The organism is Microbacterium wangchenii (assembly GCF_004564355.1).
GTDB classification, from domain to species: Bacteria; Actinomycetota; Actinomycetes; order Actinomycetales; family Microbacteriaceae; genus Microbacterium; species Microbacterium wangchenii.
Genome location: NZ_CP038266.1, coordinates 1,917,715 through 1,930,406, shown reverse-complemented (window position 1 = coordinate 1,930,406; position 12,692 = coordinate 1,917,715). Strand labels below are relative to the sequence as shown.

Annotated in this window: 11 protein-coding genes and 1 other RNA gene; 8 read left to right on the top strand and 4 right to left on the bottom strand. The window is 71.3% G+C overall.

The genetic code is table 11. The annotated features are described in order from the left end of the window. Positions 1–4 precede the first annotated feature (4 nt). Positions 5–1,534, bottom strand: coding sequence for a deoxyguanosinetriphosphate triphosphohydrolase family protein (locus tag E4K62_RS09235; RefSeq protein ID WP_135066568.1), 1,530 nt, complete (start codon positions 1,532–1,534; stop codon positions 5–7). A gap of 170 nt (positions 1,535–1,704) precedes the next feature. Here E4K62_RS09235 and E4K62_RS09230 point away from each other — a divergent pair, with 170 nt between their 5' ends. The 4 genes from E4K62_RS09230 (at position 1,705) to rnpB (ending at position 4,986) form a co-directional block, all read left to right on the top strand. Next, positions 1,705–2,436: a zinc ribbon domain-containing protein gene (locus E4K62_RS09230; protein ID WP_135066565.1), complete on the top strand. Its 732-nt coding sequence runs from the start codon at positions 1,705–1,707 to the stop codon at positions 2,434–2,436. Then, positions 2,433–2,873, top strand: a complete 441-nt coding sequence (locus E4K62_RS09225) for a reverse transcriptase-like protein (protein ID WP_135066562.1) — start codon at positions 2,433–2,435, stop codon at positions 2,871–2,873. Before E4K62_RS09230 ends, E4K62_RS09225 begins: the two co-directional genes overlap by 4 nt. Beyond that, the gene (locus tag E4K62_RS09220; RefSeq protein WP_240742644.1) at positions 2,845–4,572 is read left to right on the top strand and encodes a bifunctional 3'-5' exonuclease/DNA polymerase; all 1,728 of its coding nucleotides are present in this window, start codon (positions 2,845–2,847) and stop codon (positions 4,570–4,572) included. Before E4K62_RS09225 ends, E4K62_RS09220 begins: the two co-directional genes overlap by 29 nt. Before the next feature lie 40 nt (positions 4,573–4,612). Then, positions 4,613–4,986, top strand: an RNA gene (rnpB, locus tag E4K62_RS09215) — RNase P RNA component class A. Between the two features lie 8 nt (positions 4,987–4,994). Here the strand turns inward: rnpB and ppgK are convergent. Then, positions 4,995–5,789 carry a polyphosphate--glucose phosphotransferase gene (gene ppgK / locus E4K62_RS09210; protein WP_135066559.1) on the bottom strand — a complete coding sequence of 265 codons (795 nt, stop codon included), beginning with the start codon at positions 5,787–5,789 and terminating at the stop codon, positions 4,995–4,997. A gap of 93 nt (positions 5,790–5,882) precedes the next feature. Here ppgK and E4K62_RS09205 point away from each other — a divergent pair, with 93 nt between their 5' ends. From E4K62_RS09205 to E4K62_RS09190, 4 genes are read left to right on the top strand one after another with little or no spacing between them, the layout of a single operon-like run. Beyond that, positions 5,883–6,092 carry an SPOR domain-containing protein gene (locus tag E4K62_RS09205; protein WP_135066556.1) on the top strand — a complete coding sequence of 70 codons (210 nt, stop codon included), beginning with the start codon at positions 5,883–5,885 and terminating at the stop codon, positions 6,090–6,092. A 20-nt stretch (positions 6,093–6,112) separates the two neighbouring features. After that, positions 6,113–7,453 carry a glutamine synthetase family protein gene (locus tag E4K62_RS09200; RefSeq protein ID WP_135066553.1) on the top strand — a complete coding sequence of 447 codons (1,341 nt, stop codon included), beginning with the start codon at positions 6,113–6,115 and terminating at the stop codon, positions 7,451–7,453. 13 nt (positions 7,454–7,466) lie between these two features. Further along, positions 7,467–10,463 carry a bifunctional [glutamine synthetase] adenylyltransferase/[glutamine synthetase]-adenylyl-L-tyrosine phosphorylase gene (locus E4K62_RS09195; protein ID WP_135066550.1) on the top strand — a complete coding sequence of 999 codons (2,997 nt, stop codon included), beginning with the start codon at positions 7,467–7,469 and terminating at the stop codon, positions 10,461–10,463. A gap of 29 nt (positions 10,464–10,492) precedes the next feature. Next, a complete protein-coding gene (locus E4K62_RS09190; protein ID WP_240742643.1) occupies positions 10,493–11,443 on the top strand; it encodes an epimerase in 951 nt (316 codons plus the stop codon). On the opposite strand, the gene E4K62_RS09185 is transcribed toward E4K62_RS09190, so the two are convergent. After that, positions 11,434–11,679, bottom strand: a complete 246-nt coding sequence (locus tag E4K62_RS09185; protein WP_135066544.1) for a hypothetical protein — start codon at positions 11,677–11,679, stop codon at positions 11,434–11,436. The two genes, E4K62_RS09190 and E4K62_RS09185, sit on opposite strands and share 10 nt — an antisense overlap. A 100-nt stretch (positions 11,680–11,779) precedes the next feature. Beyond that, a complete protein-coding gene (locus E4K62_RS09180; protein WP_308195121.1) occupies positions 11,780–12,619 on the bottom strand; it encodes a methyltransferase family protein in 840 nt (279 codons plus the stop codon). Between the last annotated feature and the right edge of the window lie 73 nt (positions 12,620–12,692).

Here is a 12,692-nt window from a genome sequence, read left to right as displayed (position 1 = left end):
GCGATCAGAGGCTCTGGCCCAGTGACCAGAGCCGCTCTCCACGCCCGGAGATGGTCTCGGAGAACGTGATCGCCTGCGCATCCGTCAGGGAGGCGACATAGTCGAGGATGCCCCGGGCCCGGGCCATCCGATTGCGTTCCGCCGCGGTGCGCGCGGACTGCTCATCCCGGCCGCGGCGCTCGTAGCCCTCCCGCGCCAGCTCGATCAGTTCACGCAGCCGCCGGGGGACTCGCCTGCGGTCGTGCTCGTCTTCGAGCCAGGCCGTCAGGGCGTCCACGGAGCGAGTCAGCACGCGGCTGAGCCCCCGCTGGTGGATCGCGAGGTCGGGGCGGCTGAGGACGAAGTGCTTGTGCACGAACTTCAGCACTTCGACGTGGTGCCACGCCGTCGTCGACAGCCGGACCGGCCCCGAGCGCGGGTCGTCCGCCGAGGTCGGCGCCGCGGAGGCCTGGAGCGCCCGGATCCACCGGTCCGTGAACGTGGCCAGCTGCCGCTCGGCGCTCAGCGAGCCGTCGAACGGCCGGCCGAGCAGGTCGTCCACGAGCTCTTCATGCACGGTCGACACGGCATTGTGGAAGGCGTCGTCGTCGGCGACCCACGGGTCGTCGCGGCGCATCTTGCGGCGCAGCCGCTCGATCGCCGCGCCGCGCTCCGTCTCCGCCCGCACGTCGTCGTCGCCGCGCCGGCGCCACTGGGCGGCGGACTCCAGCCAGCCGTCGAATTCCGCCGCGATGGGGGCGTGGTTGAGGATCCCTGCCCGGTAGAAGTCGTCGACGTCGTGGACCGAGTACGCGATGTCGTCGGCGATGTCCATCACCGCGCCCTCCACCGACTGCCGGAAGGGGGCGATCCCGAGGTGATTGCGCGCTTGCTCCAGATCCGCGCCGTCGATCTCGTACGCCGAGTACTTGAAGACATGCAGGCCGCGCTCAGCGGTCCGCCGCATGCCTCGCGGGACCCCGCGCTCGCCCAGCTGCTCGCTGTTCACCGCGGGCGTCCACGGGTATTTCGCGGTGGCCACCCGCACCGCTGCCGTGAGGTTCAGGCCCGTGGGGACGTGCTCGGTGACATCGAGTGCGGTGAGGATGCGATAGGTCTGCGCATTGCCCTCGAACCCGTCGGTGAGGCCGAGCTCTTCGCGGGCCACGCGGTTCAGCACCGATTCCCCGAGGTGACCGAAGGGAGGGTGCCCGAGATCGTGCGCGTGCGCGGCGCACTCCACGACGGTCTCGTTGCACACCTCAGGGCCACCGGACCGGCCGGAGCGTTCGTTCAGGTGGCGGGCGACGGCGCGCGCGATGGCGCTGACCTTGAGGGTGTGGGTGAGCCGATTGTGCACCGGAGCGCCGGAGATGGACGGAGACACGACCTGCGTCACGGCGGAGAGCCGGGAGAAGTACGGGGAGAACTGGATGCGCTGCAGGTCCAGGCCGAACGGATCACCGACCTGACGGCCGTGCTCGGGGTGCACGCGCGCCGTGCTGCCCTGCTCTGTGGCGGTCTGTCCGTCTTCCACGAAGTTCCTCTCGCTCACGGGGCTCTGCGCATCGGTCGCACGGTAGCCGTGCCACCGGGGTGCTCCGCCCGAAGTGTAGCCACGGCATCCGCCCTCTCCTGCACCCCTTGCGCGCCGCCCGCGTGACGATCATCGCTCCCGCACCGATGGGCGGGGTCGCCGTCGCCCCCCGGCGGTAGGTTGGGAACGTGAACGCCGACCCCGCCGACCAGCGCAAACTGCTCGATCTCGCCGAACTCGACGGGCGCATCAAACGCCTGCGCGCCGCCAAGGCCAATCCACCGCAGGCGGCACGCGTGCAGGAGCTGCTCGCGCAGCGCACGACGCAGACCCACGAGCTGACCCGTCTGATCGGCCTTCGTGACGACCTGCGTGCCGAACTGGCGCGCATCGAGGCGGATGTGGCCGTCGTGGACGCGCGTGCAGAGCGCGACGCCCAGCGGCTGGCCACGAGCGCCAACGCCAAGGAGGCGCAGAGCCTCGAGAACGAACTGGCCTCGCTGGCGCGGCGGAAGTCCGACCTCGAAGACGGCGAACTCTCCGTCATGGAGCGGCTCGAAACGGCCGAGAGCGAGGTCACCGCGCAGGAGACCCTCATCGCCGCGACCAACGACGAGGGCGCACGACTCAGCGCCGAGGCCAAGACCGCCGTCGCCGACGCGACGCGCGATCTGGAGGCCGCCGAGCGCGATCGTGCAGCGATCGCCGCAGCCATGGCCGACGACCTCGTCGCGATGTACGACCGGATCTCCGCGCGGGGGCCCGGCGCCGGGCTGCTGCGCCGGGGCACGTGCGAGGCCTGCATGATGGTGCTCTCCGGCACGGATATGAGTGCGGTGCGGCAGGCTGCCGACGACGCCGTCATCACGTGCCCGGAGTGCGGAGCGATCCTCGTCCGCACGGAGGAATCCGGTCTGTGACCACGCTCGTCGTCGAGGCGGACGGAGGGTCCCGCGGTAACCCCGGCATCGCCGCGGGCGGCGCGGTCGTGATGGATCCCGATGGCCACGTCGTCACCGAACTCGGCGTGTACGTCGGGGTCGCCAGCAACAACGTGGCCGAGTACAACGGACTTCTCGCCGGCCTCTCCGCGGCGTTCGACCGCGATCCCGAGGCCTCGGTGCACGTCCGGATGGACTCGAAGCTCGTCGTGGAGCAGATGACCGGACGCTGGAAGGTGAAGCATCCCGACATGCGGGCGCTCGTGCAGGAGGCGAACACGCTCATCGCAGGCCGCCCGGTGACCTACGAATGGGTGCCGCGGCTGTCGAACGCGCGCGCCGACAAGGCCGCGAACGAGGCGATGGACCGCCGCGAGAGCTTCCGCCGTGACCTCGACCCGCGTGGACAGCGCTGACCGCGTCTGGACCGTTCTCGGTCGAGCCGACGGCCGCGTCGTCGCCGTCGACCTCGATGCCGACGGGCGGGAGCGCGCGCGCATCGAGCTGACTGCGGCCGCGTTGCCGCGGTGGGTGGCCGAGCGGGAGTCGGCGGATGCGCCGCGGTGGGTGTGGCACGACACGCCGGGGTGGTACGACAGGCTGCTGGCCGCCGGTATCCGGGTGTCGAAGGCGCATGACCTGCGCCTCGTGCACGCGATCGTCCGTGATGCCGCGGCGGTGACCGAGGATGCCGGGCTGCGCCGCGCACGCGAATGGGACGCGACGCCCACCCCGCCTGGGGGAGAGGCGGCGCTGTTCGACCTCGGTGAACATGCCGCGGGCCCTCCCGATGACATCGCGTCGGCCATGGCCGAGCTGGCGCGGCAGCGGGCGGCGATGGCGCGCTCCGGCGCGCCGGGCGCGCTGCGGCTGCTCGCGGCGGCGGAGTCGGCGGGCGCCCTGCTGGCGTGCGAACTGCGGGCGGCGGGTCTGCCGTGGGATGCGTCGGCCCATGACGCGATCCTGCGCGAGACGCTGGGGGAGCGAGAGGGCGGCGGGCTGCCGGCCCGCATCCAGCAGTGCGCCGGCGAGGTGCGAGCGGCGCTGGGCGACCCGACCGTCGGGCTGGATTCCCACCCGAAGCTGCTGCGGGCCCTCCACCGTGCCGGTGTGCTCGTCGATTCCACCAGCCGCTGGGAACTGGAGCGGCACGAGCATCCGGTGATCGTGCCCCTCATCGAGTACAAGCGGCTCATGCGCCTGTACACGGCGAACGGGTGGGCGTGGCTGGCGGAATGGGTGCGCGACGGACGGTTCCGGCCCGTCTACGTGCCGGCCGGTGTCGTGACCGGGCGATGGGCGTCATCGGGCGGAGGTGCCCTGCAGATCCCGCGTCAGCTGCGCGCCGCCGTGCGCGCCGATCCCGGATGGTGCCTGGTGATCGCCGACGTGGCGCAGCTGGAGCCGCGGATCCTGGCCGCGATGGCCCGCGACTCGGCTCTGGCCGAGGCGGCGCGCGGGCGCGACCTGTACGCGGGGATCGTCGCGCAAGGCGCACTGCCGACTCGCGCTGAGGCGAAGGTGGCGCTGCTCGGTGCGATGTACGGCGCGACCACCGGCGACAGCGGCCGGCTCGTCCCGCGCCTGCGTCGTGCCTTTCCCCGCGCGATGCGGCTCGTGGACGAAGCGGCGCGCACGGGCGAGGACGGCGGCACGGTGTCCACGTGGCTGGGGCGCACCTCACCGCCACCGGATGCTGCGTGGGCGGCGTCGCAGTCGGAGGCGAGCGGCGCCGATGCCGAAGACACCGACCGTACGCGGGCCCGCCGGAGCGCCCGCGACCGCGGGCGCTTCACCCGCAACTTCATCGTGCAGGGAACCGCGGCGGAGTGGGCCCTCGCGTGGCTGGCCGATCTGCGGCTCCGACTGGCGGCTCTGCCCGATGTCGCGGAGCACGAGGCCGCGCCACGCTCGGGCCCGGCCTTCGCGCGCCGCCCGCACCTGGCGTTCTACCTCCACGACGAGATCATCGTGCACGCTCCGCTGTCATATGCCGACGCCGTGGCCACGTGCGTGCGGGAATCCGCCGCATCCGCGGGGCGTCTGCTGTTCGGCGACTTCCCGGTCGACTTCCCGCTGGACCTGTCGGTCGTGGAGTCCGCGAGCGCGAAGTGACGGCGGGTCAGAGCGCCGACGGCTAAACTCGGGGTGCGAATGGGTCGGCTGGACGGTCGCGTCGCGTGCGGTTCGCCGCATCGCGCCGAGGAACGTCCGGGCTCCACAGGGCAGGGCGGTGGGTAACACCCACCCGGAGCGATCCGCGAGACAGTGCCACAGAGAGCAGACCGCCGCATCCCGCGAGGGACGCGGTAAGGGTGAAAGGGTGGTGTAAGAGACCACCGGGATCGTGGTGACACGATCCGCACGGCAAACCTCGCCCGGAGCAAGGTCAGACAGGGGATGGTGACGCGGCCCGCCGAGTCCCCGGGTAGACCGCTGGAGCGGCACGGCAACGTGTCGCCGAGAGAGATGACCGTCCACGGAGCTTCGGCTCCCGGACAGAACCCGGCGTACAGGCCGGCCCATTCGCCCTCTCGTTATTCGGTGACCGCCGGGACGGCCTCCGGCACGGCAAGGCCGAGCGCGGCGGCGCCGATGATGCCGGCGTTGTTGCGGTGCACGGCGGGGACGATGGGCGTCTTCAGATCGAGCAGGTGCAGGAACTCCGACGCATGCTTGGACACACCGCCGCCGACGATGAACAGGTCGGGGCTGAAGAGGAACTCCACGTAGTCGTAGTACCACTGCAGGCGCTGCGCCCACTGCTCCCACGAGAGGCTCTCTCGTTCCATCGCGGAGTACGCGGCGTACCCCTCGGCGTCGCGCTTGTGGTTGGCCCGCTGCAGGTGGCCGAGCTCGCTGTTGGGGATGAGTACGCCGTCGTAGATCATCGCCGACCCGATGCCGGTGCCCAGGGTCGTCAGCAGCACGAGCCCGTCGACGCCTTTCGCGGCACCGTAGCGGACCTCGGCGATGCCGGCGACGTCGGCGTCGTTGGCGAAGTGGATGTCGCGGCCCAGGCCGTCTTCGAAGAACTTCTCTGCCTCGAACCCGATCCACTTCTCCGACACGTTGGCGGCCGACAGCGTGCGGCCGTTCTTCACGATGGCCGGGAACGCCACACCCAGGGCGACATCGTGGTCGTCGGCGACCTCGAGGCGGTCGAGGACCGTGCGCACGGCGGTGAGGACATCGTCGGGCTCCGCCCCGCGCGGGGTCGGGACCTTCATCCGGTCGCTGAGAAGCTCACCGGCCTCGAGGTCGACGATGCCCGCCTTGATGCCCGTTCCGCCGATGTCCACTCCGACCGCACGAGTCGCCTTCGTTGCCATGGGCCCAGCCTATCCAGGCAGCAGGCGCGGGTCAGTAGGATCGACCCAGGTGCCCGGACCGATCCGGGGCGCACGCGAACGCAGGGAGTCAAGGTGAGCACCGAAGACGAGAAGTACTGGTACAACCTCTCCACCGGCGAAGTCGAGCGCGGGTACGCGTCCCCGGCGATCGACCGGGCAGGACCGTTCGACACGGCTGAAGAGGCTGCCCGCGCACCCGAACTGCTGAAGGAGCGTTCGCGCGCATGGGCCGAGGACGAGGCGCGCGAGGACAACTGGGGCGCGAAAGGCTCCCGGGACTGAACCGGGAACGAAGGGGAAGTATGGACAAGCAGCGGGACTTCGTACTGCGCACGATCGAGGAGCGCGGCGTGAAGTTCGTGCGCCTGTGGTTCACGGACGTCATCGGCACGCTCAAATCCGTCGCGATCGCGCCGGCGGAAGTGGAGGGGGCCTTCGGCGAGGGGCTCGGGTTCGACGGGTCGGCCATCGAGGGCCTGACCCGGTCGTACGAGTCGGATCTGCTCGCCCATCCCGATCCCACGACGTTCCAGATCCTGCCGTGGCGCGGCGAGATCGACCCGACGGCCCGGATGTTCTGCGACATCACGACGCCCGACGGCGCTCCTGCCGTCGCCGATCCCCGCCACGTGCTCAAGCGCACACTGGCCAAGGCCGCCGACGCCGGGTTCACGTTCTACACCCACCCCGAGATCGAGTTCTACCTGCTGAAGTCCTCGGCCCTCGGGCCGGATGGGCGCCCCGTGCCGGTGGACTCCGCCGGGTACTTCGACAACGTCCCCGGTGGCACGGCGCACGACTTCCGTCGCCGCTCCGTGCGGATGCTGGAAGACCTCGGCATCTCGGTGGAGTACAGCCACCACGAGGGCGGGCCGGGGCAGAACGAGATCGACCTGCGCTACGCCGACGCGCTCACGACGGCCGACAACATCATGACCTTCCGCACGGTGATCAAGGAGGTCGCGATCGAGCAGGGCGTGTACGCGACGTTCATGCCGAAGCCGATCAGCGGTCAGCCCGGTAGCGGCATGCACACCCACATGTCGCTGTTCGAGGGCGACATGAACGCGTTCTACGAGGAGGGCGCGCAGTACCAGCTCTCCCGCGTCGGCCGTCAGTTCATCGCGGGGCTCCTCCGCCACGCGAACGAGATCTCGGCCGTGACGAACCAGTTCGTCAACTCCTACAAGCGGCTGTGGGGTGGCGACGAGGCCCCCAGCTTCATCTGCTGGGGCCACAACAACCGTTCCGCGCTCGTGCGGGTGCCGCTGTACAAGCCGAACAAGGGTCAGTCCTCACGCGTGGAGTACCGGGCGCTGGATTCGGCGGCGAACCCCTACCTCGCGTACGCGCTCATGCTGTCGGCGGGCCTGAAGGGTATTCAGGAGGAGTACGAGCTACCCGCCGAGGCCGAGGACAACGTGTGGTCGCTCAGCGACGCGGAGCGCCGGGCGCTCGGCTACGCCCCGCTGCCGCAGAGCCTCGACCACGCGTTGAGCTACATGGAGGAGTCGGAGCTCGTCGCCGAGACGCTCGGCGAGCAGGTGTTCAACTACGTGCTGCTGAACAAGCGTCGCGAATGGCAGCAGTACCGCTCCCAGGTGACGCCGTTCGAGTTGCACAGCAACCTCGAGATGCTCTGACCCCATCCCGCCGATGACGTCGCGCGAACGCACCACCGCGCTCACGGCGCTCGCGCGCCGCGGTTTCACGCGCCTGGGCGAGGCCGACGAGCTGCTGACGGAACTGGCCTCGGCGACCGGCCTGTCGCGGGAGAACCTCGCCGACGCGGCCTCGCTGGGATCCGACCCCGACGACGGTCTCGGCGCGGTGGTGCGGATCGCGCGCCGGGACCCCGAAGCCGTGACGGCCCTGGCCGCCGATGTGCTGGGGTGGGCCGCGCTGTGGCGCCTGGTGGGGGCATCGAGCGGATTCGCGGGGTTCTTTCTGCGCCACCCGGATGAGCTCGCCCGGCTGCGCGGTGCCGGATACCTCCTGCCCGATGACGCCTCCCTGCGCCGCGAGCTGGCGGAAGCCGTGGGGGAGCGCGAGGGGTTCGCCGCATCCGGAGGCGAGGACGCGTGGGTGGCGCTGCGGGTGGCGTACCGGCGCGTGCTCGCGCGCATCGCCGCGTTCGACCTTGCCCAGCCCGATCCGGCCGACGTCGTCGATCGGGTGTCGGCGCGTCTGGCGGATGCCGCGGGCGCGGCGCTGGAGGCATCCCTCGCCGTCGCGAGGGCGCGCGTGTCGGGATCGGGTGGTACCTCCACCCTGTTCCCGCGCGAGCAGGTGGCTGCCACCCGGCTCGCGATCGTCGGCATGGGCAAGGCGGGCGCCCGGGAGCTGAACTATGTCAGCGATGTCGACGTCATCTTCGTCGGGGGGACCGCCGACGAAGACATCGTGACCGAGGCGCGTGCGATCGACATCGCCACGCGCCTGGCGGTGCAGACGATGAGAGGGATCTCCGGCCCCGAGATCGAGCCGGCGCTGTGGGAGGTTGACGCGAACCTCCGACCGGAGGGAAAGCAGGGCGCGCTCGTGCGTTCGCTCGCCTCCCACCTCTCGTACTACGACAGGTGGGCCCAGAGCTGGGAGTTCCAGGCGCTGCTGAAAGCGCGGCCCCTTGCCGGCGACGGGGTGCTGGGCGACGCGTACGTCGACGCCGTGCAGCCGAAGGTGTGGACCAGCGCCGGGCGGGAGAACTTCGTCGACAGTGTGCAGCGCATGCGCGAGCGGGTCACCGACAACATCCCCGCCGATGAAGTGCCGCGGCAGGTCAAGCTCGGCCCCGGCGGCATCCGCGACGTCGAGTTCACCGTGCAGCTGCTGCAGCTCGTGCACGGGCTCACCGACGAGCGCATCCGACAACGCGGCACCCTCGAGGCGCTGGACGCGCTCGTGGCCGAGGGGTACATCGGCCGTTCCGACGCGGGCGCGTTCGCGCGCGATTACCGGATGCTGCGCCTCATCGAGCATCGCCTGCAGCTGCGTGCGCTGCGACGCACCCACCTCATGCCGACCCGCCCGGAAGAGTTGCGGTCGCTGGCGCGGGCGACGGGCCTGGCCGACACCGGCGCCGGTGTGCAGGAGCGGTGGGAGGCCATCAAGCGCGAGGTGCGCGACATCCACGTGCGGCTGTTCTACCGCCCGCTGCTGAGCGCCGTCGCCGGGCTGGCGGAGGAGGAGCGGTCGCTGTCACCCGAGCAGGCGCACGATCGTCTCGCGGCGATCGGCTTCCGCGATCCCGCCGGGGCGCTCCGGCACATCGCAGCCCTCACGACGGGACTCAGCCGCAAGGCCACCATCCAGCGTCACCTCATGCCCATCATGATCCGCTGGTTCGCCGACGGGGTGGACCCGGACTACGGGCTCCTCGCCTTCCGGCGCATCAGCGAGCGCCTGGGCGACACCCCCTGGTTCCTGCGGATGCTGCGGGACTCGTCGGGTGCCGCCGAAAGCCTCACCCGGCTGCTGTCGGGGTCGCGCTACGTGGGCGAGCTGATGGAGTGGATCCCCGAGTCGGCGGCGTGGCTCGACGACGACGACCTGCTGCGGCCGCGCAGCGGGGTCGCACTTCAGGAGGAGGCCCGCGCCATCCAGACCCGGCATACCTCGGTGGAGGATGCGATGCGGTCGGTGCGCACGCTGCGGCGGCGAGAGATGCTGCGCACCGCCATGGCCGCCGTACTGGGGGTGCTCACGATCGACGAGCTCGCCGGTGCGCTCACGACCATCACGGAGGCGACGATCCAGGCCGCCCTCCGCGCGGTGCGGCGCGAGATCGTGCCTCCCGAGGACGAGCCTCTGGATTTCTCCGTCATCGCGATGGGCCGCTTCGGCGGCGGTGAACTGGGTTTCGGCTCGGACGCCGACGTCATCTACGTCTACCGCCCCAACGGGGTCGACCCGCAGCGTGCGCATCAGCTCGCGCTGCAACTGGTGAGCGCGCTGCGGCAATACTCCGAGGACCACCGGCTGCCGCTGGAGCTGGACGCGGGCCTTCGACCCGAGGGGCGCAACGGTCCCATCGCCCGGTCGCTGGACGCGTACGCCGAGTATTACCGGCGCTGGTCGCTGTCGTGGGAGGCGCAGGCGCTTCTGCGTGCTCGCGGGGTGGCCGGCAGCGTCAAACTGATCGATGCCTTCATGAAGCTGGCCGACGAGGTCCGCTACCCCGAGGCGGCGGATCCGCACGGTCTGCGGGAGATCAAACGCATCAAGGCGCGGGTCGAGAACGAGCGGCTGCCTCAGGGCGCCGACCCCGCGCGGCACCTGAAGCTGGGGCCGGGTTCGCTCAGCGACGTGGAATGGCTCGTGCAGATCCTGCAGCTCCAGCACGCCCACGCCGTCCCCGGGATGCGGACGACCTCGACCCTCGCGGCCCTCGAGGCCGCCCGGGCGGCCGGTCTCGTGGGCGACACGGAGGCGGAACGGCTCGTGGCGGCCTGGCGTCTGGCGAGCCGGCTGCGATCGGCGGCGACGCTGCTGTCATGGCAGACGAGCGACGTCCTGCCCACCGACCGGGCGAAGCTCGACGGGATCGGCCGCATCCTGGAGTACCCCCCGCGCTCGGCCACGCGCGTCGAGGAGGACTACCTCGCCACCACCCGTCGCGCCCGGCGGGTCTTCGAGAAGCTCTTCTACGGGTGAGTGGGGGAGGGGCGAAGCCTCGCGCCGCGGTGGCAGGGGCGAGCGGCTTCGTGGGCACCGCGTTGGCGGAGTCGCTGCGGGAGCGTGGCTACGAGGTGCGGACGATCGGCCGCACCGGCGACGCGGTGTGGGGTGACGCGGCGGGCATCGCGGCCCTCATCGAGGGCTCCGATGTGCTGGTGAACCTCGCCGGGAAGTCGGTGAACTGCCGCTACACCGACGCGAACCGGCGGGAGATCCTGCGGTCGCGTGTCGAGACGACCCGGCAGCTCCACGTAGCCGTCGGCGCTGCGGTCCGGCCCCCGCGCGTGTGGCTGAACGCCTCGACCGCCACGATCTACCGGCATGCGATGGACCGTCCCCACACCGAGGAGGCGGGGGAGCTCGGCACCGGCTTCTCGGTCGATGTGGCGCGAGCGTGGGAGCGGGAGTTCTTCAGCGGCGACCTGCCGGACACGCGCCGCGTGGCGCTGCGGATGGCGATCGTGATCGGCGACGGACCGGCGACACGGATGCTGCTGCGCCTGGCGCGCGTCGGTCTCGGCGGGCCGCAGATCGACGGATGGTGGCTTCCGCACCGCCGCTACCGCGGCATCGGGCCGCGACCCTCCGGCGACGGCCGCTCGGCGTGGCACCGCACCCGCGGGCGCCAGAGGTTCAGCTGGATCCACCTCGAGGATGTGCTGGCGGCGACGCATTTCCTCATCGAGCGGGACGATCTCAGCGGCCCCGTCAACCTCGCCGCACCGCATCCGGTCGACAACCGCACGCTCATGCGGACGCTGCGGCGTGCCGTCGGCATGCCGGTGGGGCTTCCCGCGTACCGGTGGATGCTGGAGCCGGCGATGTGGGCGCTGCGCACCGAACCCGAGCTCGTGCTGAAGAGCCGCTGGGTGCTGCCGGCACGGCTCACAGACGCCGGTTTCCCGTTCCGTCACCCCGAGCTCGACGGGGCGGTGCGGACACTGCGTCACACGTGAGGGGGCGGCGGTGCCGAACGGCCCGCCGGAACCACTTCTGGAATCTCGTTCACGGCCACCGCGACTCCCGGGGCCAGGAAGATCGTCACGATCCCCTCCGAGGAGGCGAATTGGTACGGGCGGTCTGCCGGATCGCCCTGCAGGCGCCGCGCGATCTCACGGACAACGGTGGTCGCCGAGACCGTCGGATCGGCCAGGGGATAGGCGCGACCGCCGTAGTGGATCTCGGTTGCCATGGTGAAGGGTGACCCCGCTGGGCCGGTCGGCGTACGCGGTTGACGCGGACGGCCGTATGTGCAGAGGGACTGCGCGGGCCGCGCGGCGGGACGCTCTCCGTCAGCGGACCGGCTGGGGGACACCGGCTGTGACGGAGGCGGGGATCGGTCGCAGCCGAGGCCACCAGCAGCGCACCTGCTCGCGGTACCGGCGGAACGCGTCGCCGAACCGCGCTTCGAGGTCGCGCTCCTCGTGAGGACGCACGATGAAGTTCCACACGAGCGATCCGCAGACGGCGTAGATCACGACGAGCCACGACGACACCATCAACTCCACAGCGGCGCCCTGCGCGATGCCCGCCAGCGCCATGGGGTTGCGCACGAACCGGTAGGGGCCGCCGACGACGAAGCGCGTCGCCGTATCCGAGGGCAGCGGCGTGCCGGCGCCGCGCGTGGACATCACCACCGCCGCCCAGATCCCCAGCGCGATCGCGAGCGCGAAGACGACGCACCCGGCGACGCCGACGGAGAGCGGGAACCGCGCCGAGAGCTGCCAGCGCTGCTCGAAAGCGCTGATCACGAGCGGGACGACGCCGAGCAGCACACCCCAGAAGATCGCGACCTGCACGGCGGTGGCGCGCACGTGCCGGAAGCGCGTGGCAGCGGGGTTCGCCGTGCGGAACCGGAGGGGACCGATCAGCAGCCGCTCCGTGGGCACGCGTCCGGTCCACAAGAGGAACAGTGCCACGACGGAGCCCGCAGCGGAGGCGATCATCAGCACCGCTCCTGCTCCGGCCAGAGTCGTCACCGTCGCGTAGCCCGCCAGGGCGGTCGCGACCAGCGTGGTCCACGCGGTGGCGACGACGGCAGCGATGCGTCCGCCGAACGCGGCAAGCGCCGACATGACGACGAAGAGGGGCACGTCCCACAGCGCGACGACCGACCACGGGGTCGAGTTCACCGAGCGTCGCGGTGCGGACGTCGGAGGAGAGGAACACCGTGATCCACCACGCAGCGCCCGCCGTCGCCTGCAC